Genomic DNA, 25,743 nt, shown 5'->3' with positions numbered 1-25,743 from the left:
CGTTGACCTCGGTCTCGTACCATCGCGGTTTGAGACCCTGCCGAAGCCCGTGTGCCCCACCCTTCGTTGAACGGTATTGGCGTTAGGCCTCGGCTGCGGGCCGTCAAGGCCGAGGTTCACGGCGCCGCGGAGATGGCCCCGACATCCCAGAACTGGAGCATCGGCGAGCGCCTGTTCGCGCCCCGGACATGCATATCCGGGTCGCAGGTCAGGGCCAGCGTCGCACCGTCACGCGACAGCCCCACTCGGAAGATCGGCGGAAGCCCGAGTGGCTCCAGGAGGACTCCGGAGCGGCCGGAAGCAAGGTCGAGGAATCGGACCCGGCCGTCCAGGCCCGCGAGCAGGAGCCGATTGCGGCCGGCGTCATGCACGAGATCGTAAACTCGCCCTTCGCGCCAGACCTCGCCGCGATTGCTCTCGGCCACGAACCCGAATCCGGTCGGTCGTCCGGACCTGGACCGAGCCGTAGAAACCGCCCATGGAATCGCTCCCGCCCCGCCCTCCGGCCCTCCGGATGAGAACGGAGAGCCGGAGCGAGTCGACCTCAACTCGCCTTCCCCATCAGCATGTTGAGGATGTACATCTCGAGCTGTTCATACTGGCGGTTCTTGCGGAAGGCCTCGACCTTGGCCTCGTCGACGCTGCGGACGATGTCCAGCAGGCGGAGGAACAGGGTCTTCGAATGGGCGAGGTGATACGTCGACTCCTCGAACGAGGTCGTCCGCATGGCCTTGACGTCCAGGCCCACGCACTCGCCGTTCCGGCCGAAGCCGTTCTTCTCCAGGACCCAGACCGTGTTGAACGCCCGCCGCAGGTCCACCGAGCCGAACACCTTGTCCTGGTCATATTTCAGGCCGTTCTGGTCGTTCAGGTGGACGCTCCAGAGCTTGCCGTGGTAGAGCGCGAAGGCCATGTCGTCCGACGGGTCGAGCCCGGCGAGGATCGAGTGGGCACTCTCGATGAGCACGCCCGACCGCGCGGGGTCGATCGTCTTGTAGCCGATGGCCATCATGTGGCCGACCGTGGGCAGGTAGGCGGAGTCCATCGGTTCGTTGGGCTTGGCCTCGCCCAGCACGCGGATGTCCGGGTCGTGCTCGAGGATCGCGTTCCAGGCGTCGACGATCCGGGCGACGCCCGTCTTCGCGTCCTTGGCCTCGCGGATGTAGGTGCCCTCGCGGGCCAGCCAGAGGACGTAGTTCTTGCAGCCGATCTCGCGGCCGACGTCCGCCGTCCGCTTGGCCCGATCGATGGCGTACTGCCGCTCGGCCGGGTTGTTCGAGGTGAACCCGCCGTCGATCGTCCGGGGGTCTTCCCAGAGCCTCGGGGCGATGATCTCGACGAACAGGCCCTCGCCGTCGAGGATCTTCTTGACCTCGGCGATGCGCTTCTGGGCACTCGGCCAGTCGAGGTCGGCGGGGACGACGTCGTCGTCGTGGAACTGCACCGCGTCGAAGCCGAGCTCCTTGTAGGCGCGGAGCTTCCGGGCGTACTCCATGTCGGGCCGGACCGGCGGGCCGAACGGGTCGGCGCCCGTGCTGATGTTCCAGGGGCCGAAGGAGAAGCGGTAGGTTGTTTCGGTGGGACGCATCGGGCTCGATCTCCAGGGGAAAGGTCTGCGGACCCAGATATCCCATCGCAACGGACCACGCGAGGCAAGACGGTAGCGGCGGGGACGCACCGTACCGCCCTTGCCGGGAGGACCGAATCGGGGCCCTCCGGCCGTCCGCCGGGCGTCGCCGATCAGGCCCCGTTGACACGGAGATCTTCGGCCGGGGAAGATTCTCTTGCCGGCCGGATCGTGCCCGCGACGGGCGGGGATGCCGACGGCGGCCCCACGCGGCTCGATCACACCGGGCGGACTCCCGATGCGGCTCTGGCACCTCAGCGCGATCATCCTGATGCTGGGCCTCGTCATGGCCATCGCCCGCGATCCGGTGGGCTGCGTCGCCCTCATCGTCTTCGTGACGGGGCTCGGCGAGGTCATCCTCGGCACGACGGCGATCATGGCCCTGTTCCAGACCATCGGCGCCCTCGGCATGGCCCGGGGACTCCTCCAGCACGGGCAGGCGGTCGCCGCCACCACCTTCGTGCTCGTCCTCGCCACGGGCGTCATGTCGCTCTGGCTCTTCGTCGGCGCCTGGCTCGTCCGGGCGGCCTTACCCTGACCGCAGTGAGCCCCCTCCGGTGAGACCTCCGGATCGGAACGGATTCGAACCCAACCATGACACAGAGCACCTACTCTCCCGACAAATTCCCCTCGACCTGGCTGCCGGAAGGGACCGAGCTGAAGACCTGGGACCAGATCGAGCCCTGGTATCGCAAGCTCCTGGCGATGCCGATCGCCTCGGTCGCCGACCTTGAGGCGTGGATGGCCGCGGCCGACGAGCTGAACGCGGCCGTCGGGCAGGAAGGATCCAAGCGGTACGTCGCGATGACCTGCCAGACCGACGACCCGGCCCGCGAGGAGGCCTATCTCTCCTTCGTCCGCGACATCGAGCCCAACCTCAAGCCGCTCTGGAACGAGGCCCGCAACCGCTACCTCGATTCGCCGTTCCGCGCGCAGCTCCCGCCCGGCCGTTACGAGGTCTTCGACCGCGCCGAGGAGAACCGCCGCAGCCTCTTTCGTGAGGCGAACATCCCCCGCGAGACGAAGCTCGCGGAGCTCGGCCAGCAGTACCAGAAGGCCATCGGCGCCATGACCGTCACCTACGACGGCCAGGAGAAGACGCTGGCGCAGATGTCCCCCTACCTGGAGCAGACCGACCGCGCCGTCCGCCAGGAGTCGTGGGAGCTCTGCGCCGCCCGCCGGCTCCGGGACAAGGAGGCGCTCGACGACCTCTTCGACCAGATGCTGTCCCTCCGCGGCGAGGTCGCGACGGAGGCCGGATTCGACAGCTACGTCGATTACGCCTACCGGGATCGGGATCGATTCGACTACGGCGTGGCCGACGCGTACAGGTTCCACGACGCCGTGGAGAAGGTCGTCGTGCCGCTCGCCCGGACGATCCAGCGGGAGCATCGCGAGGCCCTGAAGCTCGATCGGCTCCGCCCCTGGGACACGGCGGTGGACTCCCTGGGCCGCCCGCCGCTGAAGCCCTTCGACGACGTCTCCCGCCTGGCCGAGGGGTCCGAGCGGATCTTCCGCGAGATCGACCCGGAGCTCGGCGCCCAGTTTGCTTTCATGCGGTCGCAGAACCTCCTCGACCTGGCCAACCGCAAGGGGAAGGCACCCGGCGGGTATCAGACGACGTTCGAGGTGGACCGCGTCCCGTTCATCTTCATGAACGCCGTGGGGCTCGACGGCGACGTCCGGACCCTGCTCCACGAGGGGGGCCACGCCTTCCACACCCTGGCCGCCCGCGGCGAGACCCTGGCCGCCTACCGCGGCGCGCCGCTCGAGTTCTGCGAGGTCGCCTCGATGACCATGGAGCTGTTCGGGGCGCGGCATCTGCACCCGTTCTACGAGCCGGCCGAGGCCGATCGCTCGAACCGCAAGCTCCTGGAAGGGATCGTCCTGATCCTGCCCTGGATCGCGACCGTCGATGCCTTCCAGCACTGGCTCTACAGCCATCCCGGCCACACCCGCGACGAGCGGAAGGCTGCCTGGCGGGGCCTCATGGACCGCTTCGGCGGGCTCGTCGACTGGACCGGCCACGAGGACGCCCGCGATCATTCGTGGCAACGCCAGCTCCACATCTTCCTGTACCCGTTCTATTACATCGAGTACGGGATCGCCCAGCTCGGCGCGCTCCAGCTCTGGCACCGGAGCCTCACCGATCCGGCCGGCGCCGTGGCCGCCTACAAGCACGCCCTGGCCCTGGGTGGCGCCCGCAAGCTGCCGGACCTCTTCGCCGCCGCCGAGGCCCGCCTCGGCTTCGACGAGGCGCTGATCTCACCGTTGATGACCGCGATCGGCGACGAGCTTTCGAAGCTCGCCCCCTGAGGCATCGTGAACCTGGCGCTTTGTCACGGCTTCCTCGTGCGGTCGGCCACGGGGCAGGCAGGGACGCCCGTCCCCCGTCCAGAGATAGGGGGGGGCAGGCGTTCCTGCCTGCCCTTCAACCCCGTTTCTGGATGTTCGGAGAGCACGGAGCCATCAGGGACGGCTTTCCCGTGCGCCGGCGAGGGACGCCCTGGACTCGATCCCGTGGCGGACCGATACTGACTCTTGCGGGAATCGATGATTGAGCCCGCGCATCGCCGCGGTCGATTCGATCTCAATCCCGATCCGTCCCTGCGGCCCCGGACGACTCCGACGTCGGAGCCGGGTCGCCCTTTCTTCCTCTCTACCTCGGCGCCGGCCACGGGCGAGCGTCGAGGACGCGAGGGACACTCCTGATGAAGCTCCGATTCACGTGCCCCACGTGTGGCAAGCCGCACACGATCGATGCGTCGCTGGCCGGGAAGATGGGCCGCTGCAAGGACTGCGGCGTGACGATCCGGATTCCGGGTGCCAGGTCGAGCGCCCCGACCATGCCGAAGTTCGAGGAACGGTTCGGGCTCGACGACGAGCCGGCCTCCCCCCCGGCCGCAGTGGCGATGCCGCCCCGCCGCGAGGCCGAGGTCGACGACGAGCCGGTGCCGCGCCGAGTCAAGCCGTCCGGCAAGGGGAAGAAACGGCGGGCCGGCGAGCCCTGGAACCTCACCCTGCGGGGGCAGGCCTGCCTCTTCACGGGCGCGATGGTGGCCGGCATGATCGGGGGGATTGGCCTGATGATCCCACCGGCGACGCGGATGATCGGCGGGATCGTCTACCTGATTGCCATGGTCATCTCCGTGCCCGCGATCCTGCTCACGGTGGTGTCGGTGATCGGCGCGTTCATCAGCTTCCTGGGGGGCAACCGGCGAGCCTTCGCGGGCGAGAGCGGCGGCGGCCAGGCCGCCTGGATCCTCTCCATCACGGCCTGTGCGGGACTGTCGGCCATCTGGATCGGCGCGCTACCGACGGCCATCCATGCCGCGCGTGAGGCCGCCAGGCGAGCCCAGGAGCAACAGGCCGCCGCCTCCGTGCAGAAGGAGATCCAGTCCCAGCAAGAGGCCGTGGACCAGTTCCGCCGAGAGATGATGCAACACTCGGCCGCTCCCCGACGTTTCCCGGGCGGGCCCCGCAACGGGTTCCCTGAGGCCGTGCGATGAGACGTCGCTGTTGATCGTCCGTGTCGCCGGGCCGGAAGTCGTTGCGATCGTCCGTCCGTGCCACGTCGAGCTTCCAGTCAGAGCGACTGATCGCGACGGGCGAGCGGCGAGAAGAGCACGAGGAAGGCGGCGACGTTGAGCACAACGGTTATCCAAAAGGCGACCTGGAACGAGGTCTTGCTCGTCTTGTGCCGGAACACCTGCTGGGCGATGCGGGCTCCCGGCCAGCCCCCGAGGAGGCCGATCGCCAGCAGCGTGGACTCGGGGACGCGCCGCGTGTTGGCCCGCGCGGCGGCCTTGTCCAGGCCATAGATCACGAAGGCCAGTACGCTCGCAACGAGGTAGACGCCGGCCACCCAGTGGGGAACTTGCCAGAGGAACACGGCCACCAGATACAGGACGAGAAAGGCCGGGATGGCAAGATCGCCGGGCGTGCCCCATCGACGCCTGGCCTCGATCCCACGAGCCTGGGCCGGGACGGGAGCAGGCGCCGAACGACCGCGATGGACGGACCGCACGGCCGCGGCGCGAGTCTTCCCTCCCAGGTCCTGTTCGACTTCGAAGCTGACGGCCTGTCCGACCTGGGGGCGCCCGCCTTCCGCGTCGAACGCCTTGATGTGAAAGAAGACGTCCGCGCCGCCTCGCGCCGGGGAGATGAAACCGAAGCCTCGTTCGTCGTTCCAGTCCCGGATCGTTCCGTCGAGTCGCATCGTTCGGCCGCCTTCGTGCAGAGGGAAAGCCTGGGGATTGTCCCCACGAATCCGCCGCATGATACCAGGAGCGGATCCGGGTTGTTCGCAGGTCGAGGGGACGGCAAATCGGGCAGATGAACCATCGGACGGCATCTGCCGAACGTCATGCCCTTGAGCTTACTGGGACGGCGGATTAGGATCGGCTCATCGATCGGGGGGATCATCTCCAGACCTTCACCTGCGAACCGGGCAGGGACCCTGGCGACGCGCCGGACGACGTCCCCCGAGTGCCGACGGACTGGCAAACCCATCTCGGCGTTTCGTTCCATTTCGGGATCACTCGACATGCTGCAGAGCGATGAGGTTGCCGAGACCGTTGCGGAGGTTCTGCGGGGGAACAAGGAAGCATACCGGAAGGTCATCCGCAAGTACTCGCTCGGCATCCGCAGCTACATCGCCGCGCAGGTCCATCACCTCGATGACGTGGACGACCTGGCCCAGGAGGTCTTCCTCGCCGCCTATCGGGGGCTCCATGAGTTCCGGCAGGGCGATGACTTCGGGGCCTGGCTCCGGGGCATCGCCAGGAACAAGGTGTACCAGCATTTCCGCAAGACGACCCGCCGGAACAGGGCGATGGGCCGGTTCAAGGAGCTGGTCGTACGGACTACCGAGAAGAAGCTCGAGGTGGCGGTCCAGGGCGACGGGGAGGATTCGATCGAGTTGCTCCTCCAGTGCATCAGCAAGCTTCCGGACCGGATGAGGCACATCGTCCGGGCGGGACTCGATGGCAGCAAGCCCACCGACCTGGCCGAGAACCTGAACACGACCCTGGGTGCGGTCTATAGCCTTCACTATCGAGCCAATCAACTCCTCCGCGAGTGCGTCCGGAAGGCGATGAAATGATGGAACAGGACCTGATGGAGCTGCTCGCCGCATTCCGCGGGGGAGAAGCCGCCCCCGAACGGCTCGATGCGCTGCACGAGCGATTGGATCGGGACGAGGCATTCCAGGACGACTTCGTCGCCGAGATCCGGATGCTCGGGATGCTCAAGGCGGTGCAGTCTCCCGAGCCGCGCTGGCTGGAGTTGTCCGAGGAGATCGGATGGGGCCCCCGAATCGACTCGCCCGAATTCGAGGACGAAGAACGGATCATGGAGCGGGTCCGCAGTCACGCGCCCACGTGGCGGCGACTTCGGGCCCCGGTGCGGATGGGGATCGCGGCGGCACTTGCCATCGGGCTCGTCGCCTACGTCCTGATCGTGTCTCGTTTCCGGCCCACCTTCGATGCGGGGCCGTCCAGGCCCGACATCGACGGCCCTCCCGGCCTGGCGATGATCCTGAAGCTGGACGCCACTCGATGGGCGAGCTCCCGGAGCAGCCAGCTCCTGGAAGGGACCCTGGTGCCGGCAAGCCGGTTGCGACTGGAATCGGGCCGGGCCGTGCTCCAGTTCCATAGCGGCGTCCTGCTCACGTTCGAGGGCCCCGCGGACATCGAACTGGTCTCGATGACCCGGACCTTCTGCCGGCAAGGCAGGCTCCGGGCGAGGGTCCCCGCCGGCGCCGAAGGGTTCGTGGTGGGGACGGAAGGCGCGGCCGTGACCGATCTCGGGACCGAGTTCGCCATGAACGTCATGGCGAACGGGCGATCGCAGGTTCGCGTGTTCGAGGGGGCCGTGGAAGCCGCGATCCTCGATCCGACCGGCACTCCCAGGCAGGTCCTGCACATGGATTCGTCCCGGGACTACGAGCTGAATCCGACGGCAGGCCGCATCATCGAGGCTTCGGTCCGGGCCGATGCCTTCCTGGAAGCCCCCGACCTGGACGCCCCGATGCTGCCCCTCGACCCTGCCTACACGGAAGCGATCCGCCGGTCACGTCCCACCGCCTACTGGCGATTCGAGGCCCGGCGGGATGACGCGATCGCCAACGAGGTCTCCGGGGGCCCTCCCTTGAGGATCCGCGAGCCTGTCCGCCTGTCGCGGGCCGTCAAGGGGAACGGGTTCGCGATCCTCCCCCCCCGGGCCCCGGGCCGGTCCATCTCCGGCGACGGGGTGTGGACGTTCCTCTCCGGGCCAGGCTACGCGGTGGAGTTCTGGTTCCTGACCGAGGGCGCCGATCGCGGGTTGCTGGTCGGCCTCTATCCATCGACGCCCCCCGGCGGCGAGGGACCACCAACTCACACCGCGCCGGCGTTCCTGGTCGAGACCACGCCGTTCTTCCCCAGGCCATTGACCAGGCCCGACGCGATCCGGATCCTGAGATGCCACCCCCTGGCTCCGGACCTCGGGACGAACCTCTATTCCGGGAGCCGCTATCGCCCTCGGCAGTGGTATCACGTCGTGGCGCAGCAGGATGGTCGCGTGGCGGAACTCTACGTCAACGGCGAAAGAGAGAACTCGTGCCGGCTGGAGCTCGCCACCTCGGATGTCCCCTGCCATCTGACGATCGGGGGGCGCACGGCGGATGTGCCGGCCGGCGCGGACGGCCGCGACGACGACGCCTCGAGCCCGCCCGAGGGAGGTTCGTTCGTGGGCCAGCTCGACGAGCTGGCGATCTACGACCGCCCCCTCACCGCCGAGGAGATCCGAGAGCATTTCCGCCTGGGTAACGTGGCGGGCGTGGCCAGGCCACCGCTCGCCTCGCCGTAGGGCTGGAGGCCGGGCTCCGTCAGTCGTGCGGGGGAGAGATCACCTCTCCCCCGTTCCGCGATCCCATCGCCATCCAGACCGCTTGATGGATGCCGTCCCTGACGAATCTCACCGAGCCGTCGACGAATCCGACATTCACCCCTCCGGGATGATTGCTGTTGACGGTGTGGATCTGGCCGAAATCCACGCCGCAGGAGTCGTTGCAGTCCCACCGGCAGGTGGAGAACGTGCAGGACGGGTTGGGCGTCAGGATGATGTTCGTCATCGTGAACCCGGGCGCGCCCACCTGCCACCGATACCCCTTGTTCGAGAAGTTGCTCGGGGAGGCGATCGACGCCTCACACTGCTGGACCACCTTCATCACCGCCGGCAGGTTCTGCCTCGCATCCCCCAGATACACCGTCTTGTCGCGGACCAGCTCCGGGTTCATCGCCGATTTGAACCAGCGGTACTTCTCCGTGCCCGATGCCCCCACCAGGGATTCCGTCATCGCAATCGTGTTCGAGGCCCCATCAATCACGGTGGATATCGAGTAGGTCCGATTCTGGCAGAAGAGCCCGTTGGAATCGGTCGAGGACCAGAGGTTGGTGCCGGTCCCGGCGTTCCCCATGTAGTTGCAGATGTTGTCCAAGCCCGACATGCCGTCCGACGGGCAGATGAACGCCGCGAGCTTCGTGTTCCAGACCGTCAGGTTCGTCCAGGTCATGTCCGAGTTCACGGCCCCGCGCGGATACGAGCCGAAGTCGAAGTTGCAGGCGTTATAGATCGGCGACTGCTCCAGGTAGGGCAGCAGGAACGTGTGGGCGCCGAAGACGCCCCAGGTGGTGAAGTTGTCGTTGTTCGGCGGCACGTTCGAATAGGCCGCCCCGTTCATCATCGGGAACGACCCGATCGACTGGTGATAGTTGTGCAGGACCAGCCCAATCTGCCTCAGGTTGTTGATGCACTGGACGTGGCGAGACGACTCGCGAGCCGCCTTGAGGGCGGGCAGCGAGAGCGCGATGAGGAGGGCGAAAACGGCGATGACCACCATCAGCTCAATGAGGGTGAACGCCGCGGTCCGCCTTCGCGGCGGGCGGTCGGTCGGCATCTTCGGCCGGGAGGGTCGCCGGAAACTCCACAAGCCCTCGGGTCGCCGCGAGGGGCCATGGTGTCGGATGGACGGCAGCCCGCGCACCGCTCCTCGATCGACGGACGGGTGCCGGCCTGACGGAAAGGGGCGACGGAGTGTCGCCCGCTCCGGTCCCGATGCGGTCGGACGGGGCCGGCAGGTGTCGGCCCGGGCCGTGCTCCCGCCCGGCGCGCCGGCGGCTCGGGGTGTTCGGGCCATGTTGGGGACCGCAGATCGTCCGCACATGACCTTCATTTACCCGATATCCGCCCTCGGCGGCAACTCCCCACCTGCATCGATTCGACCGCCCAGTCAGTAACCATCGCTCGAGACCACCTCGCCGCCGTCCCTCGAACCGAGCGACATCCATGTAGCCTGGTTGATACTGTCCTTGATGAATTTCACCGATCCGTCCGCGAACGCGACATTGACCCCGCCGGGATGAAGGCTGGTGACCGTCTGGATCTGTCCGAAATCCACGCCGCAGGAGTCGTTGCAGTCCCACCGGCAGGTGGAGAACGTGTAGGACGGGTTGGGCGTCAGGATGATGTTCGTCATCGTGAACCCGGGCGCGCCCACCTGCCACCGATACCCCTTGTTCGAGAAGTTGCTCGGAGCGGTGATCGACTGCTGGCACTGCTGGACCACCTTCATCACCGCCGGCAGGTTCTGCCTGGCGTCTCGCATGTAGACCGTCGGGTCGCCGACCAGGCCCGAGTTCATCCCCGACTTGTACCAGCGGTACTTCTGAGGGGGTCCCGATGCTCCCACCACGGCCTCCGTCGCGGCGATCGTGTTCGAGGTCCCGTCAATCACGGTGGCGATCGAGTAGGTCCGATTCTGGCAGAACAGGCCGTTGGAGTCGCTCGAGGACCAGAGGTTGGTCCCGGTCCCGGCGTTCCCCATGTAGTTGCAGATGTTGTCCTGGCCGGACATGCCGTCCGACGGGCAGATGAACGCCGCGAGCTTCGTGTTCCAGACCGTCAGGTTCGTCCAGGTCATGTCCGAGTTCACGGCCCCGCGCGGATACGAGCCGAAGTCGAAGTTGCAGGCGTTGAAGATCGGCGATTGCTCCAGGTACGGCAGCAGGAACGCGTGGGCGCCGAAGACCCCCCAGGTGGTGAAGTTGTCGTTGTTCGGCGGCACGTTCGAGTAGGCGGCGCTATTCATCATCGGGAACGCGCCGACCGACTGGTGATAGTTGTGCAGCGCCAGGCCGATTTGCTTGAGGTTGTTGATGCACTGCGCCCGTCGCGCCGCCTCCCGGGCCGACTGCACGGCGGGCAGCAGGAGTGCGATCAGGACCGCGATGATGGCGATGACGACGAGGAGCTCGATCAGCGTAAAACCGGCACGTCTGGCGCGCATGGAATCCTCCCATTCGATTCAATCGAGGTGATGGTGCGGGATCATTGCAAGCTCCGGCAGGGCTCGGCTCGGAGCGGACCCGGACGGAGGACGTCGGCCCCCGGCCGCGCGATCAGGAGCCGGCGTGGGCCCGGGTTTTGGACTTCTTCTGCGGCTGCATCGCCTTCATGGCCTCCATCATCGCCTTCTGCGAGGCCAGGTCGGCCTTCCGGAATTCGGGGCTGACGCCGCCGACCTCGGTGCTCCCCGATCCGCAGCCCGTCGTCGAGATCATGACGAACGCGGTGACGAGCCCGGTGGCCAGCAAGAAGAATGCGCGCATGGGCTTACGAACTCCTTGACCCGGGATCGTGATCGAACGACTCGACCCCCGGCGAGACCTGCAAGCGACGATGAGTGAGGATCAGAGGTAATCACCTCACCGAGGAGAACGAGCGACTCCTCGGCACACCCTGCAAGGGAGCGATGGCCCTTCGCAGAGTGACCCTTCGAATACATGATTCGCCGGATGCGGCCATTCTTGACACGCGGAGAACAAAATTCTTCTGATCCCGGATACCCGGTCCCCTCGCCCCTGTCGGCGGACCATCGGTCACGCACTCAGCCGGCCCTTCGGGAACGAGATCGGCAGAGGCCGGCGGCGGCGATCGTCGCGAAGCCAAGCCAAGTTGGTGCAAGTCACGCCGCCGGGCCGCAGGACTTGTTCCGGAGGGCGGTGGTTTGGGGGTAGTCGACCGTCGCCTGGTTCAGGAAGGCCCCGACCTGGTCGTCGAGGGCGATCCCTTCGACGGTCACATCCAGGGGGGGGCCGCTTCGCGTGCTTGTCACCGAAGTGCGGGAGCGTGGAAACGGTCGCAGGTGTTGTCCCGGCATGGAATTGAGAGATTCCCGCCGGAGGCTTATGATGGGCCCTGGCGCGGTGGTTTCCCCGCGACGTGCAATGGCCGGTCCGGCCCAGGGCTCCGCCGGATTCCGGCCTCGCTTCGTGCCCGGATCCTCGACCAAACCTCCCTAAGCCCGGCCGCACCCGGATGCGGCCCTGGGCACCGGCCAAGGAACCGGCAGACATGGTCCATGCGATCATCTCCTGGAGCCTGAGCAATCGGCTCATCGTCATCCTGGGAGTCCTCGCGCTCGTCGGCATGGGCGTGCACTCGGCGAGGAACCTCAACGTCGAGGCCTACCCCGACCCGACGCCGCCGCTTGTCGAGATCATCGCCCAGAACCCGGGCGCCGGGCCGGAGGAGATGGAGCGGCTCGTCGCCGTGCCGCTGGAGACCGCGCTCAACGGGATGCCGGGGCTCGAGGACCTCCGGAGCACCTCGATCGCCGGGCTGACCGACATCAAGTGCCAGTTCGCCTACGGCACCAACCCATGGTCGGCGCGGCAGGAGGTCATCAACCGGATCTCGGACGTCGACCTGCCGGCGGGCGTCCGCCCGCGGCTCTCGCCGTGGAGCCCCACCGGGGAGATCGTCCGCTACGTCCTGGAAGGTCCCGGCTACACGACCAACCAGCTCAAGTCGGTCCAGGACTGGGTGCTCAACCGCGAGCTCCGGCGGGTGCCGGGCGTGATCGACGTCACCGGCTTCGGCGGCACGGTGAAGCAGTACCAGGTCCTCATCGACCCGAGGCTGCTCCACCAGTACAACGTCACGCTCGCCGACGTCGAGGACGCCATCAACCGGTCGAACGCGAACGTCGGCGGCGACATCCTCACCATGGGGGGGCAGTCGCACAACGTCCGCGCGCTCGGGCTGCTCGGCGAGGGCGTGGACCCGCTCGACCCGTCGAACATCGACCAGTCGTACCGGATCGAGGCGGACAAGTTGGAGGACATCCAGAACGTCGTGATCACCTCCCGCGGCGGGGAGCCGATCTACGTCCGCCAGGTCGCCAAGGTGGAGATCGGCCACCGGCCCCGGCTCGGCAAGGCCGGGCGGATCCTCAAGGAGAAGGACGGCGTCACGGGCTGGCTCGACGAGGACGACGTCGTCGAGGGCATCGTCCTGATGCGGAAATATGAGAAGTCGCTGGTCGTCGCCAACGCCGTCGGCGACAAGCTGAAGGAGATCGAGCGCCGGCATCTACTCCCGCGCGGGATGTCGCTGCGGGTCTTCAACCAGCGGGCCGACCTCGTGGAGGTCACCACCCACAACGTCCTGCACAACCTCGTCGTGGGCATGGTCCTGGTGGGGACGGTGCTCTTCGTCTTCCTGGGCGACCTTACCAGCGCGGTGATCGTGGCGCTCGTGATCCCGCTGGCGCTCCTCTTCTCGATCTCGGTGCTGTTCGTCCAGGGCGAATCGGCCAACCTGCTGTCGATCGGGGCGGTGGACTTCGGGATCATCGTGGACAGCTCCGTGATCATCGTGGAGAACATCTACCGCCACATCACGGCCCACGACGCCGACCGCAGCCGGCCGCTCATCTCGCGGATCGCGGAGGCCTCGCACGAGATCGAGCGTGCCCTCTTCTTCTCCACGATGATCATCGTCTGCGCCTTCCTGCCGCTCTTCGCCATGACCGGGCCGGAGGGTGCCCTATTCGGCCCGATGGCCAAGACCTACGCCTTCGCCATCTGCGGGGCGCTGACGATCGCCGTGACGCTGGCCCCGGTCCTCTGCTCGTTCTTCTTCAAGAACAAGAGCGAGGAGAAGGACACGATCGTCGACCGGGCCCTCAAGGCCGTCTACGTGCGGTCGCTGGTGTTCGTGCTCAGGCACCGGGTGACGTCGCTGCTGGTGATCGGCCTGCTGCTGGCGGTCACGGCCGCGATGATCCCCACGCTCGGGGGCGAGTTCATGCCCCAGCTCGAGGAGGGGAACCTCTGGATCCGGGCCGTGCTGCCGCGGACCGTCTCGCTGGAGAGCGCAGCCAGGCTGGCCCCCCGGCTCCGCGAGACGATCGCGTCCATCCCCGAGATCCGCGCCGTGATGTCGCAGATCGGCCGGCCCGACGACGGCACCGACGTGACCAGCTTCTTCAACCTCGAGTTCAACGCCCCGCTCCGCCCGATGGAGGAATGGCGGCCCGGGGTGACGCGGGAGAAGATCCAGGACGAGCTGGCGGAGAAGTTCAAGGCGTACCCGGGCGTCGATTTCAACTTCTCGCAGCTCATCCGGGACAACGTGGAGGAGGCGCTCTCGGGCGTGAAGGGGGCCAATTCGATCAAGCTCTTCGGCAGCGACCTGAAGCGGCTGGAGGATTACGCCCAGAAGGTGATGGGGGCGCTCCGGGGCGTGCACGGGATCGAGAACGTGGGGATGTTCCACATCATCGGCCAGCCCAACCTGATCATCCGGATCGACCGCCGCGCCTGCGCCCGCTATGGGGTGAACGTGGCCGACGTGGAGTCCGTGGTCCAGGTCGCCGTCGGCGGCCGGGCCTTCTCCCAGATGGTGGAGGGGGAGAAGCTCTTCGACATCGTCCTGCGGCTGCCCCTGGAGATGCGGGACGATCCCGAGGTGATCAGCCGGCTCCACATCGAGATCGCGCCGGCGGCGGACGGGCAGCGGCCGGGTCGGATCCCGCTCTCGCAGCTCGCCACCATCAACGCCCACGAGCCCGGGGCCTCGTACATCTACCGGGAGAACAACCAGCGCTACATCCCCATCAAGTTCAGCGTCCGGGGGGTGGACCTGGCGACGGCCATCGGCGAGGCGCAGCGGCGGGTGAACGACCCGACGACGGGGGTCCGCCTGCCGGAGGACGAGGGCTACCGCCTGGAATGGTCGGGCGAGTTCGCCCAGATGGAGGAGGCCAACCAGCGGCTGCTCTGGATCGTGCCGATCTCGATCGGGCTGATCATGCTGCTCCTCTACACGGCGTTCAAGTCGATCAAGGACGCCTTCCTCGTGATCCTCAACGTGCTCACGGCGACGATGGGCGGCGTCTGGAGCCTGAAGCTGACGGGGATGCCGTTCTCGATCTCGGCGGCGGTCGGCTTCGTATCGATCTTCGGGGTGGCCGTGCAGAACGGCGTGCTGCTGATCTCGTACTTCAACCAGATGCGAACCGTGGGACTCCCCGTCCGCGAGGCCGTGATCCGGGGCGCGGAGCTCCGGCTCCGGCCGGTGGTGATGACCTCGCTGACGGCCGTCCTGGGCCTGCTGCCGGCCGCGATGGCGAACTCGATCGGGTCGCAGGCGCAGAAGCCGCTGGCCGTGGTGGTCGTCGGCGGGATGCTCGTGAACATGCTCCTGACCCAGTTCCTGATGCCCGTCCTCTACACTTATTTCCCCGGCCGGCGCGGCGTGGCCGGGGATCCGGCGGAGCTCGTCGAGGGGTCCCAGATCGACGACCGCCTCCTGGCCGATTCGAACGGCAACGGAAACGAGGATCACCGATCATGACCACCGTGGACCATCAGCCGGCACGCCCGGATGCGTCCGAGACGTCCCAGTTGGGGGGGCGACGCGGCCCCGCGCGACGGGGCCTCCCCTGGGGCAAGCTCGTGCTGGCGACACTCGCCGTCGCGGCAGGGGTCGGCGCGTTCCTGTACTATCGGAACAAGGGGGTCCCCTCGTCTCGAGACCTCGGCGAGGCGCTGAGCTATCTCGAGCAACGGGTCGGCGTCAAATCTCCCGAACCTCCCCCCGCCGAGCCGGTGCCCGCGAAGCCGGCCGCGGACCAGACCTGGGGCGGCACGGTGGTCGTGGACGGGGCCCAGGCCAAGGCCATCGGCCTCCAGCTCGTGAAGGTTGAGGCCCAGGCCGAGCCGATGCGGCTGGAGCTGACGGGACGGACGGCCTACGACCCGAACTCGCTCCACAAGCTGCGGCCGCGATTCGACACCCTGGTGGAGCGGGTGCACGCCGTCCCCGGCCAGGTCATCCACAAGGGGGATCCGCTCCTGGAGCTGAACAGCGTGGACCTCGCCGCGGCCAAGAGCGACTTCCAGACCAAGTACGTCCAGTGGCAGCGCGACCTCCGCGTCCTGAAGCTGCACGAGAAGCTCGTCACCGAGGGCGCGGTCTCGCAGCAGACCTACATCGACGACCGCAACGCCGAGAACAAGAGCCACCTCGACTTCGTCCAGTCCCGGGACAAGCTCCGGATCCTGGCCGTCCCCGACGAGGACGTCGATCCGCTGCTTCAGCACCTCAACGACATGCCCACGGGCGAGCAGGACTTCGGCACGGTCGCCAACAAGGCCAAGATGACGCTCAAGTCGCGGGTGGACGGGATCGTGATCCAGCGCGAGGCGGTCCCGGGGAACTTCTACGACGAGAACGACATCCTGATGGTCATCGCCCCGGTGGAGCACCTCTGGGTGTTCGCCAACGTCTACGAGGTCGACCAGGCCAAGGTCGCGGTCAACCAGGACCTGGAGATCCGCTTCCCGTTCCTCCAGCAGACCACCCGGGGCCACGTGGAATACATCTCGAGCGAGGTGTCGCGGGAGACCCGGGCCGTGCAGATCCGGGCCTCGATCCGCAACCCCGGCGGCGTGCTCAAGTCGGACATGCTCGTCAAGGTGGTCCTCGAGATCCCGCCGGTGAAGGGACAGACGGTGATCCCCCGGCTGGCCCTGGTGGTCATCAACGGCTCCGAATACGTCTTCGTCCGCCGGCCCGATCCCGGCGGCGGCGCCGATCACTTCGAGCGCCGCAAGGTGACCGTGGCCCAGGAGAACAGCAACTTCGTCGTGATCGCCGGCGGACTCAACGCCGGCGAGACCGTCGCCACCAACGGCAGCCTGATCCTGGCGCAGCTCTTCGAGGACCTGCAGATCGTCGACACCGGGATGCCGGTCCAGTAGTAACGATCGGCCGCGGCGCCGGCATCGCCTCCCCCTTTGACCGGGCCGGCCGGCCGGAGTACGATCCCTTGAGCTACTGGTCGGGCCGCGGCGGCAGGCCGCGCCTCGTTCTGTCCCTGTCCGAGGAACTGTCAAGAAAGGGATCAGAATCATGCCCCTATTCGAGGTCGAGACCACGTCTCATATCATGATCGCGTGCGCCGAGGATACGGATTCGGCGCGGGCGTTCGCGAGCACGAATTACCCGACCGAGGAGATCCTCCGCGTCGTCCACCGCCCGCGCGACGCGTGGGTCATCTCCAAGAAGCTGCTCGGCATCCAGGGCGACTCGGATCCCTGCCACGTCGCCCGCGACTGCCTGGCCAAGGCGGCCGGCGACAAGCTCCACGCGGTCCGGCTGTACATGCAGGCCACCGGGACGGACCTGGAAGGCGCACGCAAGGCGGTCGAGTCCAACATGTCGCGGGGCTGGTAGGGCCTTCCACGGTCGAATTGTCGGGTCGGCGATGGGACAGTCGGGAATGCCTGTCCTCCGGATTCTCATGGCGATCAATCCGGGGGGGCAGACATTCCCGCCCGCCCTCGAATGCCACCTCCCGCCCGATTGCGGCCCGGGTGCCGCCATCATCTCGCGGTCGCTCGCAGGGGCGGTTACGATGAGTGGCGTCGACGTGTAACTCTGCCTGCGGCTGGCGGCCATTGCGGTTCCGGACGAGGGCCTGTCTCCATCAGCGAAGGAGGCGTGAAATGCCTCGGGTCATCTCCCTGATCCTCGGCGGAGGGCGCGGCACCCGGCTGTTCCCCCTGACGAAATCTCGCAGCAAGCCGGCGGTGCCGATCGCCGGGAAGTATCGACTGATCGACATCCCGGTATCCAACTGCATCCACTCCGGCCTGCAGCAGATCTTCGTGCTCACCCAGTTCAACTCCGTGAGCTTGCATCGCCATATTTACAATACCTACAAGTTTGATCCCTTCAACGGCGGCTTCGTGGAGATCCTGGCGGCCCAGCAGACGATGCAGTACGAGTCGTGGTATCAGGGGACCGCGGACGCCGTCCGCCGCAACATCCCCCACTACATGGACCGGAACTACGACCTGGTGCTGATCCTCTCCGGCGACCAGCTCTATCGGATGAACTTCCAGGACATGATCCGCACCCACCTGGAGAACAAGGCCCTCGTGACGATCGCGGCGCTGCCGGTCGCCGAGGCCGAGGCCCGGGCCTGCGGCATCATGCGGATCCAGGCGGACGGGCGGATCATCGACTTCGAGGAGAAGCCCAAGACGCAGGAGAAGCTCAACCGGGTCCGCACCGACCCGAGCTGGCTGGAGCGGCTGGGCCTCAAGGCCGAGGGCCGCCCCTACCTCGCCAGCATGGGCATCTACCTGTTCAACGCCAGGGCCCTGATCGAGATCCTCGAGGCGAGCGACGCCACCGACTTCGGCCACGAGATCCTCCCCCAGACGATCGCCCGCGAGCGGGTCCAGGCCCACCTCTTCGACGGCTACTGGGAGGACATCGGGACCGTCGGCGCGTTCCATCAGGCCAACATCGACCTGACCCGCGACCATCCGTCGTTCGACTTCACCTACGGCGAGCAGCCCGTCTTCACGCGGCCCCGCTACCTCCCCTGCTCCAAGGTCGCCGGCGCGACCATCAAGGACAGCCTGATCTCCGACGGCTGCGTCATCGGCAAGGGGGCCGTGATCGAGAACTCGGTGATCGGCGTCCGCTCGATCATCGGCGAGGGCGTGACGATCCGCGACTCGTACGTGATGGGGACCGACTTCTACGAGCAGCAGCGGCACCTCGACGAGAACCAGCGCCTCGGCCGGCCCCGGGTCGGGATCGCTGCCGGTTCGGTCATCGAGCGGGCGATCGTCGACAAGGACGTCCGCATCGGCAAGGGCGTGCGGATCCTCAACGACACCGGCATCGTCGATTCCGACGAGATGCCCACGCACGTCATCCGCGACGGCGTGACCGTCATCCCCAAGGGCATGATCCTCCGCGAGGGGCTCACGATCTGACCGCCCCATGACGGATCATCCCGCGGGAAACAAGGCGAAGGGAGCAGGTTCATCCATGTCCGATCGGGCCATCCGCGTCAAGGAATTGCGCAAGCAATACCCGGGCCGCGACGGCCCGGTGCTCGCCGTCGACGGCATCGACCTGGAGATCCTCACCGGCGAGTGCTTCGGCCTGCTCGGCCCCAACGGCGCCGGCAAGACCACGACCGTGGAGATCCTGGAGGGGCTCAACCGGCCCACCTCAGGCGACGTCGAGGTCCTCGGCCGCCGCTGGGAGCACGACGCGGTCGCCATCCGCGAGCGGATCGGCGTCACCCTCCAGGAGACGCGATTCCCGGACAAGGAGACCGTCCGCGAGCTCCTGGTCGTCTTCCGGAGCTTCTACCGCGACGGCCTGACCGTGGAGGACGCCATCGCCCGGGTCTCGCTGGAATCGAAGGCCAATGCCCTCATCGAGCAGCTCTCCGGCGGCCAGCAGCAGCGGCTGGCGGTGGCCATCGCCCTGGTGGGCGACCCGGAGCTCCTCTTCCTGGACGAGCCGACCACCGGCCTGGACCCGCAATCCCGGCGGCAGCTCTGGGACGTGATCCGCGACCTCAAGAGCCGCAACCGGACGGTCCTGCTGACGACCCACTACATGGACGAGGCCGAGCGCCTCTGCGACCGGGTCGCGATCATCGACCACGGCAAGATCATCGCGATGGGCTCGCCCCGCGAGCTGATCGACCGGATCGGCGCCGCCCACATCGTCGAGTTCGCGCTGGCCGGAAACGGCGAGGCCCCCGCACCCGGCCCGGAGCCCTCGGCCTTCGCCGGCCTCGACTCGGTGCTCGAGGCGCGGAAGGACGACGAGGGCTTCGCGCTGACCGTCTCGGAGCCCCATCGTGCCATCCCGGCCCTGCTCGACGAGCTGGAGACGATGGCACGGCCCCTCGCCCGCCTGACCACGCGGCAGGTCAGCCTCGAGGACGTCTTCGTCTCCCTGACCGGCCGGCATCTCCGGGACGACGCCGAGGAGCCGCACGGCCCCAGGCCGCGCCCCCGCCGCGGGCGTGCCCGTCGCTGATCCGATCGCGGACGAGACGACCGCCTCGGCTTCCCCTGGACGAGACCCCCGATGCTCAAGAATTCCCCGTTCTTCCAGCTCTATCTCGCCCGACTCCGCGAGTTCTGGCGTCAGCCCGCGCGGATCTTCTGGGTCTATGGCTTCCCACTCCTGCTGGCGACGGTCCTCGGCTTCGCCTTCCAGAGCCGCCCCCCGGCGCCCATCCTGGTAGACCTGGTGGACGGCCCCGACGCCGCGCCGATACGGGCGGCGATCCAGGCCCACAATGACCGCCTCGCGTCCTCCGCCGGCGCCCCGGCGGAATCGGTCGGCCCGGTCTCGACCCCGGTCCGCGTCTCCCTCCGCTCCCGTGCCGAGGCCGACGAGCGGATCGACAAGGGGAAGTCGATCCTCGAGATCATCCCCCAGGGCCGGGACTCGTGGACCTTCCGCTACGACCCCACCCGGCCGGAGTCGGTCTCGGCCCGCCAGTCCGTGGACGACATCGTGGAGCGTGCGGCCGGGCGGAAGGACATCGGCCGGGCCACGGACGTCCACGTCACCGAGCCGGGCGCCCGCTACATCGACCGCCTGATCCCCGGCCTGGTCGGCCTCAACGCCATGGGGGGCGGCCTCTGGGGGATCGGCTTCTTCCTGGTCAACATGCGGATCGCCAAGCTGCTGAAGTGCTATCTCGCGACGCCCATGCCGCGGCATGACTTCCTGGGCGCCATCCTCGCCTCACGCCTGACGTTCCTGATCCCGGACGTCTCCGCGCTCCTGCTCCTGGGCACGCTCGCCTTCAGGCTGCCGATCCGCGGGAATCTCCTGGTGTTCTTCCTGGTGGACGTCGTGGGCGCGCTCGCCTTCGCCGGGATCGGCCTGCTCGTCGCCAGCCGGGCGACCACCACCGAGACGGTCAGCGGCCTGATGAACCTCGTCATGCTGCCGATGTACCTGCTCTCCGGCGTCTTCTTCTCGACCGAGAACTTCGGCGAGGCCGCCCAGCCGTTCCTCGCGGCCCTGCCGCTGACCCAGCTCGTCAACGCCCTGAGGCTGGTCCTCCTCGACGGCGCGGGGCTCTTCGATTGGGGCGTGCTGAAGGCCCTGGCCATCCTCTCCGCCTGGGCCGCCGGGACCTTCTACGTCGCGCTCCGCATCTTCCGCTGGAACTGAAGCGGCGGCCGCGGCCGCCGGCTTGCGAAACGTCGGCGCTCGGAAGACCCGGATCAGGTCGGAGACCCACCCCTTCGCGGAGAGACCGCCGCTCTCGGGGGGGACGTCCACCTCGTCGATCAGGTGCCCGAGGAAGGTCGCCTTGGCGAGGATCTCCGTGTCCACGAACGACGAGCGGGACTGGAGCGGGATCGCCGCAAGCTTCTCGGTCCGGTGCAGCCGGAAAGGGGTGTGGACATCCTGCAAGGGCACCGCGAAGACCAGCCGGCGGGGGATGGACTTGAGGAATCTCCAGACCTCCTCGCCCGGCCCGCAGAGCCGGCGCCCGAGGGCGTGGTCGCAGCCGTCGATCGACTTCAGCAGGGGCCCGACCTGGGCCCGCGACGACGGCCCGACGGCGGTGGTGATCAGCACCAGGGGGTGGCCGACCGTCTCGACCTCGCGCATCAGCAGCTCGCCGAAGCCCACCCCGGGAGACGAGGACGGGCGGACGATCCTCCGCGACGAGGCCCGCCCCTCGGCCTCGAGGGCGGTCGCGATCGAAGCGGCCACGGCCTCCGCGACGGAGTCCTCCAGGTCCGTGACCAGGAGGATCTCCACGGCCGCTCCGGTCATCGGTTCGCGGTGCATGTGGGCCGCGAACGGATCCAGCTCGAGGTCGTGATCCGAGTCGTCTCCCGCCGCGTCGGGAGGAGGTTCGATCGTGCTGTTCATTCAGGCCACCGGGCGGGCCGGCACCTCCGGCTCGCGAGCCAGCCACGCTTCCACGGCCGCCTCGTACGCGCCGTGGAGCCGTTTGGCGACCGGCCCCGGCGAGCCCGATCCGATCGCGGCGTCATCGATCCGGGTCACCGGCACGACCTCGCTGGTCGTCGCCACCAGGATCACCTCGTCGGCCCCCTTCAGCTCCTCGAGCCGGACGTGCGTGCCCCGGAACGGGATGCCCAGCGATTCCGTGAGATGCAGGACCAGCTTCCGGGTCATGCCGGGGAGGATCTCGTTCCCCTCGGGCGTGCCTTCGAGGATCCCGTCGCGGACCCAGAGGATCGAGCTATGCGTCGCCTCGGTCACGAGCCCCGCGTCGTCCACCAGCACGGCTTCGAAGGCCCCGGCGCGGTGGGCCTCCTCGATGGCCAGGACGTTGGCCAGGAGGTTCGTGCTCTTGATGTCGCACCGCTTCCATCGCAGGTCCGGGAGACTGATCAGGCGGACGCCCGCCTCGCGGGCCGCCTGCGTCGGCCGGTCGTCGTACGGCCGGACGATAATCACCTCCGTCGGCGGGACGGGAGGGCTCGGGAACGGGTGCGACCGCGGCGCCACGCCTCGGGTGATCTGGACGTAGAGCGTCCCCTCGAGGATCCCGCTCGCCGCGATCGTGGCCCGGACCCGGTCCATCAGGCGATCGAGATCGCACCCCGGGAACTTCAGCTCCTTCAGGCTCCGCGCCAGCCGGGCCAGGTGTTCCGCCTCCAGGAAGCACCGGCCCCGATACATGCGGAAGACCTCATACACCGCATCCCCGAAGACGAAGCCGCGATCCCAGACCGAGACCTTCGCCTCCTCGACAGGCATGATCTCCCCGTTCAGACACGCGAGGACCTGCATGGCCATCAACCTTCCCCAACCTTGCTCCCAACTCCCTGCCGCATCGCCGCATCCGCGCGGGCCTGCAACCGACTCGCCAGGATACTGTCGCGGCGGGGCGCCGGGCAATGGTCAGGGACTCGGGAGAGAGGGGCGAGGAGCAAGATCCGAGGGTTCTCGAATGGGTCGAGGCACCCCGGCGGCCTGCCCCTCTTCCCTCTCGGCCGAGCGTCCGACCTCAGCTACCCGATCCGCCGCCGCTGCTGTACGAGTTGCTGATCGGGTTGATTTCGGCGAGGCTCTGGATGCCCGAGGACGTGTCATACCCCTGATCGGTGAAGATCACGGTGTAATTCCCGTAGCCCGCCGAGGCCCCCGTGCGGGTGAGCGTCAACGTCCACGAGTCCTGCATGGATCCCGTCCCTCCCGCGGCGAACGTCCCGATGGAGAAGTAGGCCGGTGCGGGATACTGGATGTCCAGCCTGGAGATGTCCGAGGAATACTCGCCATACTGGGCGAGATATCGCTCCTGGGACGAGCGCACGGCCGCGAGATAGGCGAAGGCTTCCGAAGCCTTCGATCGCTCGACCGACTTGAGGAACCGTGGCACGCCGAACGCCGCCAGCACGCCGATGATCACGATCACCACGGCCAGCTCGACGAGCGTGAATCCCCTGCGAGCTCGCAGCCCTCTACGGCCTGAAGCGTTCTGAAACTCTGAGTACACGCGATGGCCTCCCGGGTTTCATGCGCCTGTTCCCCAGCGAGACCAACTCGCCGGGTCGCCCAGTGGCGGGCGTGGCGTCCGGCGGACGTTCGCCGGAACACTAAAACCTTAGGCCATCGCTCCGAGGCATCGGTTCCTGATACGGCGAGAGTGCGGCGGAAATGCAACGGGACTCTCGGGCCCACCAACGCGACGAGGCCGCCCGGAGGCGGCCTCGCATCGTCGATCGGGATGCCGACGACAGCCCGAGGGCGTCGCCGCGTCGCCGTCAGCGCTCCGTGGTCTCGCCGGCCGCCGCCACGCCCGCGGAGGCCTTCTGGGAGGCGAGCTTCTCGAGCTGCCGCTCCACCTCGGAGGCCGTCCGGAGGTTCCGGTTGACGACCTTGCCCTGGGCGTCGATCAGGAACATCGTGGGCAGGGAGATGATCCCGTACTCGGTGGCCAGTCGGCTGTCGATGCCGCCGGGCTCGAAGACCTGTGGCCAGCCCACCTTGTTCTCCTTCAGGAACGCCTCCAGGTCGGCCTTCTCGTTGTCGAGGCTGACGCCGACGACGGTCAGGCCCTTGGCCTGGAACTTCTCCTGGAGCTTGACGAGGTCGGGCATCTCGCGGCGGACCATCTGGCCGCCCCACGATGCCCAGAAGACCACCAGCACCGTCTTGCCCTGCAACGCGGCCGTATCCAGGGTCTCGCCCGTCAAGGTCGTTCCCTTGATCGAGGCCGCCTTGCCCACCAGGTCCAGCCGCTTCAGCGCACCGGCTGCTTTCTTGCCGGATGGGGTGTCTGGAAAACTCTCGACGAGCTTCGTGTAGTCCTGCCTCGCCTTGTCTTCCTCGGCGTTGAACTCGTTGGAGCTGCCGAGCTGGAGCCAGACCTCGGCCGCCTCGTCCGACTTGCCGAACTTCGCCAGGAACGCCTCCAGGTCGCCCATCCACTTCTTCTGGTTGGCCAGGAAGTTGGAGCCGGGCTCCTCGTTCCGCATCCCGAACTCGGCGCCGATGATGCGGTAGGCCGCGTAGGACGAGACTCGCGTCCCCTCCTCGATGATCCCGTCCAGGACCTGGCGGGCCTTGGGGTAGGCGCCGGTCTGGTAGGCGGCGATCAGGCTGTCCACGATCTGCTTGCGGTAGCTGACCTGGTCTTCCGGCTCCTTCGCGACCTTCACGATCGCGTTCAGGAGCGGGACGCGGCCGACGTGGAATCGCGCGAGGTCCTTCTTCTCACCGGCCTGGAGCTGGCCGTTGGCCTTGTCGTAATCGGCCAGGGCCTTGAGGGCGGTCTCCATGGCCTCGTCGCGCTGGGGACCGGCGCCGGCGGTGTCGAAGATCGCCGCGCGGATGCCGCCCGCGGAGGCCACGACCGGCTTCTCCGGGTCCACCGCGCGGGGGAGCTCGACGAACTTCCAGGCCTCGCCCAGCTTGATCATCTCCGGGACCTGCAGGAACGAGACCTTGGCGGCCGGGGCCGGGGCGCCGGCCGGCGCCGTGGCGCCGGCGAACACGACCGCGTTCTCGTAGAGGACGATATCCGCCTTGATGCCCAGCGAAGGATCGGCCGGGATGACGTGGGGATAGGTGCCGTCGAACCGGTTCCAGACCGTCTTGGGCGTCCAGCCCGCGAGGCCCTGGATGAGCGCCTCGACCGCCTCGGCACGCTTGGCCGCCCCGGCGGTGACCTTGTCGGCGATCTCGGCCGGCACGCCGGCCTCGGCGAGCTCGGCCGGGGTCGCCATCAGGGACTCGAGCAGGCCGGTGTCGCGGGTGGCCAGCGCCAGGACCAGGACCTTGGAGGCCTCCTCGGCGGAGATCCGCTTCCAGCCGACAATCTTGCCCGCCTTGATCAGGCCCACCCGCGTGCCGCCCCCGTTCAGCCATCGGCACTCGTCCGGGGCGCGGTCGCCGTCCTGATCATGCTCGCGGTAGACCTCGAAGCCGTCCTGGTAGTAGCTCCACTGGTTCAGGCTCTTGCCGCCGTTGGTGATCACGAACCGCCGGAGCAGCTTCCCCTGCCCGTCGCGGAGGGCGTAGCCGATGTTCCGCTTCTGGCCATCGGTGACCATCTCGACCTTGCAGGCGTCGATCGCCGCCTGATCCGCGGGGATGTCGTAATCCACGCCCGCCTGCATCGGGCGGAATTTGAGCAGGTCCTTGGGACCGGGGCCGGCCGCGCGGCTTGAGGGCGCGACGCAGACGAGCAATCCCAGGACGGCCACGGAACACCGCAGACTCCGCATGAGCCTCTCCTTTTTGACCGGCACCCGCGGGAACCGGCCGGAGCTTTCCATCCATCTGGGGAGATTTCCTATCCTCCCCCCGCCCCGGCACGCAGATCCGGCAGAACGAGCGCAATCCGCTCCATCGCTGCCATCCTCATCGGCAATACGGACGCGCGACTGAAGTCGGCCAGGCCGTAGTGTCGCATTCTGAGCGGAGAGTTGACCCCGAAACGCCGTGCGCGT

At 67.8% G+C, this 25,743-nt stretch carries 22 protein-coding genes; 12 read left to right on the top strand and 10 right to left on the bottom strand.

Features of this window, described 5'->3' with window-relative positions; translation table 11 throughout:
- Positions 1-116: 116 nt before the first annotated feature.
- Positions 117-425: a hypothetical protein gene (locus tag G6O54_RS32595; RefSeq protein WP_165233588.1), complete on the bottom strand. Its 309-nt coding sequence runs from the start codon at positions 423-425 to the stop codon at positions 117-119.
- Positions 426-544: 119 nt separating this feature from the next.
- Complete coding sequence (locus G6O54_RS32590; protein WP_165233585.1) at positions 545-1,588, bottom strand: TIM barrel protein; 1,044 nt, start codon at positions 1,586-1,588, stop codon at positions 545-547.
- A gap of 229 nt (positions 1,589-1,817) precedes the next feature.
- Between G6O54_RS32590 and G6O54_RS32585 the strand changes: the two genes are divergently transcribed.
- The 3 genes from G6O54_RS32585 to G6O54_RS32575 all read left to right on the top strand — a co-directional run bounded on the left by G6O54_RS32585 (position 1,818) and on the right by G6O54_RS32575 (position 5,136).
- Positions 1,818-2,165 (top strand): hypothetical protein, encoded by a 348-nt coding sequence (locus tag G6O54_RS32585; protein ID WP_250847194.1) that lies wholly within the window; start codon positions 1,818-1,820, stop codon positions 2,163-2,165.
- Between the two features lie 56 nt (positions 2,166-2,221).
- The gene (locus G6O54_RS32580) at positions 2,222-3,943 is read left to right on the top strand and encodes a M3 family oligoendopeptidase (RefSeq protein WP_165233582.1); all 1,722 of its coding nucleotides are present in this window, start codon (positions 2,222-2,224) and stop codon (positions 3,941-3,943) included.
- Positions 3,944-4,338: 395 nt separating this feature from the next.
- Positions 4,339-5,136, top strand: coding sequence for a zinc ribbon domain-containing protein (locus G6O54_RS32575; RefSeq protein ID WP_165233579.1), 798 nt, complete (start codon positions 4,339-4,341; stop codon positions 5,134-5,136).
- 77 nt (positions 5,137-5,213) lie between these two features.
- Here G6O54_RS32575 and G6O54_RS32570 read toward each other — a convergent pair whose 3' ends face one another.
- Entirely contained in the window at positions 5,214-5,846 is a 633-nt protein-coding gene (locus tag G6O54_RS32570; RefSeq protein WP_165233576.1) for a DUF1294 domain-containing protein, read from the bottom strand.
- 327 nt (positions 5,847-6,173) lie between these two features.
- On the opposite strand from G6O54_RS32570, the gene G6O54_RS32565 reads away from it, so the two are divergent.
- Entirely contained in the window at positions 6,174-6,731 is a 558-nt protein-coding gene (locus tag G6O54_RS32565) for a sigma-70 family RNA polymerase sigma factor (protein WP_165233573.1), read from the top strand.
- Positions 6,728-8,476, top strand: coding sequence for a LamG-like jellyroll fold domain-containing protein (locus tag G6O54_RS32560; protein WP_165233569.1), 1,749 nt, complete (start codon positions 6,728-6,730; stop codon positions 8,474-8,476). Before G6O54_RS32565 ends, G6O54_RS32560 begins: the two co-directional genes overlap by 4 nt.
- Positions 8,477-8,495: 19 nt before the next feature.
- On the opposite strand, the gene G6O54_RS32555 is transcribed toward G6O54_RS32560, so the two are convergent.
- The 4 genes from G6O54_RS32555 to G6O54_RS32540 all read right to left on the bottom strand — a co-directional run bounded on the left by G6O54_RS32555 (position 8,496) and on the right by G6O54_RS32540 (position 11,783).
- A complete protein-coding gene (locus G6O54_RS32555) occupies positions 8,496-9,566 on the bottom strand; it encodes a DUF1559 domain-containing protein (RefSeq protein WP_165233600.1) in 1,071 nt (356 codons plus the stop codon).
- Between the two features lie 333 nt (positions 9,567-9,899).
- Positions 9,900-10,955, bottom strand: a complete 1,056-nt coding sequence (locus G6O54_RS32550) for a DUF1559 domain-containing protein (protein ID WP_165233597.1) — start codon at positions 10,953-10,955, stop codon at positions 9,900-9,902.
- A 112-nt stretch (positions 10,956-11,067) separates the two neighbouring features.
- Positions 11,068-11,277 carry a hypothetical protein gene (locus G6O54_RS32545; RefSeq protein ID WP_165233566.1) on the bottom strand — a complete coding sequence of 70 codons (210 nt, stop codon included), beginning with the start codon at positions 11,275-11,277 and terminating at the stop codon, positions 11,068-11,070.
- 356 nt (positions 11,278-11,633) lie between these two features.
- On the bottom strand, positions 11,634-11,783 hold the full coding sequence (locus G6O54_RS32540) for a hypothetical protein (protein ID WP_165233564.1): 150 nt from the start codon (positions 11,781-11,783) through the stop codon (positions 11,634-11,636).
- 239 nt (positions 11,784-12,022) lie between these two features.
- Between G6O54_RS32540 and G6O54_RS32535 the strand changes: the two genes are divergently transcribed.
- From G6O54_RS32535 to G6O54_RS32505, 7 genes are all read left to right on the top strand, one after another.
- Entirely contained in the window at positions 12,023-15,310 is a 3,288-nt protein-coding gene (locus G6O54_RS32535; protein ID WP_165233561.1) for an efflux RND transporter permease subunit, read from the top strand.
- Positions 15,307-16,719, top strand: coding sequence for an efflux RND transporter periplasmic adaptor subunit (locus G6O54_RS32530; protein WP_165233558.1), 1,413 nt, complete (start codon positions 15,307-15,309; stop codon positions 16,717-16,719). The genes G6O54_RS32535 and G6O54_RS32530 overlap by 4 nt, the downstream gene beginning before the upstream one ends.
- A 151-nt stretch (positions 16,720-16,870) precedes the next feature.
- Positions 16,871-17,194 carry a DUF6793 family protein gene (locus G6O54_RS32525; protein WP_165233555.1) on the top strand — a complete coding sequence of 108 codons (324 nt, stop codon included), beginning with the start codon at positions 16,871-16,873 and terminating at the stop codon, positions 17,192-17,194.
- 272 nt (positions 17,195-17,466) lie between these two features.
- Positions 17,467-18,753, top strand: a complete 1,287-nt coding sequence (locus G6O54_RS32520) for a glucose-1-phosphate adenylyltransferase (protein ID WP_165233552.1) — start codon at positions 17,467-17,469, stop codon at positions 18,751-18,753.
- 55 nt (positions 18,754-18,808) lie between these two features.
- Complete coding sequence (locus G6O54_RS32515) at positions 18,809-19,819, top strand: ABC transporter ATP-binding protein (RefSeq protein ID WP_165233549.1); 1,011 nt, start codon at positions 18,809-18,811, stop codon at positions 19,817-19,819.
- A gap of 51 nt (positions 19,820-19,870) precedes the next feature.
- On the top strand, positions 19,871-20,974 hold the full coding sequence (locus G6O54_RS32510) for an ABC transporter permease (RefSeq protein WP_165233547.1): 1,104 nt from the start codon (positions 19,871-19,873) through the stop codon (positions 20,972-20,974).
- A 157-nt stretch (positions 20,975-21,131) separates the two neighbouring features.
- Entirely contained in the window at positions 21,132-21,638 is a 507-nt protein-coding gene (locus G6O54_RS32505) for a hypothetical protein (protein WP_165233544.1), read from the top strand.
- Positions 21,639-21,688: 50 nt separating this feature from the next.
- Here the strand turns inward: G6O54_RS32505 and G6O54_RS32500 are convergent, their stop codons facing one another.
- The 3 genes from G6O54_RS32500 to G6O54_RS32490 all read right to left on the bottom strand — a co-directional run bounded on the left by G6O54_RS32500 (position 21,689) and on the right by G6O54_RS32490 (position 25,518).
- A complete protein-coding gene (locus G6O54_RS32500; protein ID WP_250847193.1) occupies positions 21,689-22,585 on the bottom strand; it encodes an aminotransferase class IV in 897 nt (298 codons plus the stop codon).
- Positions 22,586-22,796: 211 nt separating this feature from the next.
- Positions 22,797-23,285 (bottom strand): type IV pilin protein, encoded by a 489-nt coding sequence (locus tag G6O54_RS32495; protein ID WP_304511163.1) that lies wholly within the window; start codon positions 23,283-23,285, stop codon positions 22,797-22,799.
- 268 nt (positions 23,286-23,553) lie between these two features.
- The gene (locus G6O54_RS32490) at positions 23,554-25,518 is read right to left on the bottom strand and encodes a redoxin domain-containing protein (protein ID WP_165233541.1); all 1,965 of its coding nucleotides are present in this window, start codon (positions 25,516-25,518) and stop codon (positions 23,554-23,556) included.
- Between the last annotated feature and the right edge of the window lie 225 nt (positions 25,519-25,743).

Origin of the sequence: Aquisphaera insulae (genome assembly GCF_011064615.1) — a bacterium.
In the GTDB taxonomy this organism is placed as follows: Bacteria; Planctomycetota; Planctomycetia; order Isosphaerales; family Isosphaeraceae; genus Aquisphaera; species Aquisphaera insulae.
Note: the sequence above shows the minus strand (reverse complement) of the source record. Positions and strands in the feature narration are given on the sequence as shown.

Bases quoted from the DNA above. Each gene is read 5' to 3' on its own strand.
- G6O54_RS32590 (WP_165233585.1), bottom strand. From the start codon at position 1,588: ATGCGTCCCACCGAAACAACCTACCGCTTCTCCTTCGGCCCCTGGAAC.
- G6O54_RS32585 (WP_250847194.1), top strand. From the start codon at position 1,818: ATGCCGACGGCGGCCCCACGCGGCTCGATCACACCGGGCGGACTCCCG.
- G6O54_RS32580 (WP_165233582.1), top strand. From the start codon at position 2,222: ATGACACAGAGCACCTACTCTCCCGACAAATTCCCCTCGACCTGGCTG.
- G6O54_RS32575 (WP_165233579.1), top strand. From the start codon at position 4,339: ATGAAGCTCCGATTCACGTGCCCCACGTGTGGCAAGCCGCACACGATC.
- G6O54_RS32570 (WP_165233576.1), bottom strand. From the start codon at position 5,846: ATGCGACTCGACGGAACGATCCGGGACTGGAACGACGAACGAGGCTTC.
- G6O54_RS32565 (WP_165233573.1), top strand. From the start codon at position 6,174: ATGCTGCAGAGCGATGAGGTTGCCGAGACCGTTGCGGAGGTTCTGCGG.
- G6O54_RS32560 (WP_165233569.1), top strand. From the start codon at position 6,728: ATGATGGAACAGGACCTGATGGAGCTGCTCGCCGCATTCCGCGGGGGA.
- G6O54_RS32555 (WP_165233600.1), bottom strand. From the start codon at position 9,566: ATGCCGACCGACCGCCCGCCGCGAAGGCGGACCGCGGCGTTCACCCTC.
- G6O54_RS32550 (WP_165233597.1), bottom strand. From the start codon at position 10,955: ATGCGCGCCAGACGTGCCGGTTTTACGCTGATCGAGCTCCTCGTCGTC.
- G6O54_RS32545 (WP_165233566.1), bottom strand. From the start codon at position 11,277: ATGCGCGCATTCTTCTTGCTGGCCACCGGGCTCGTCACCGCGTTCGTC.
- G6O54_RS32535 (WP_165233561.1), top strand. From the start codon at position 12,023: ATGGTCCATGCGATCATCTCCTGGAGCCTGAGCAATCGGCTCATCGTC.
- G6O54_RS32530 (WP_165233558.1), top strand. From the start codon at position 15,307: ATGACCACCGTGGACCATCAGCCGGCACGCCCGGATGCGTCCGAGACG.
- G6O54_RS32525 (WP_165233555.1), top strand. From the start codon at position 16,871: ATGCCCCTATTCGAGGTCGAGACCACGTCTCATATCATGATCGCGTGC.
- G6O54_RS32520 (WP_165233552.1), top strand. From the start codon at position 17,467: ATGCCTCGGGTCATCTCCCTGATCCTCGGCGGAGGGCGCGGCACCCGG.
- G6O54_RS32515 (WP_165233549.1), top strand. From the start codon at position 18,809: ATGTCCGATCGGGCCATCCGCGTCAAGGAATTGCGCAAGCAATACCCG.
- G6O54_RS32510 (WP_165233547.1), top strand. From the start codon at position 19,871: ATGCTCAAGAATTCCCCGTTCTTCCAGCTCTATCTCGCCCGACTCCGC.
- G6O54_RS32500 (WP_250847193.1), bottom strand. From the start codon at position 22,585: ATGGCCATGCAGGTCCTCGCGTGTCTGAACGGGGAGATCATGCCTGTC.
- G6O54_RS32490 (WP_165233541.1), bottom strand. From the start codon at position 25,518: ATGCGGAGTCTGCGGTGTTCCGTGGCCGTCCTGGGATTGCTCGTCTGC.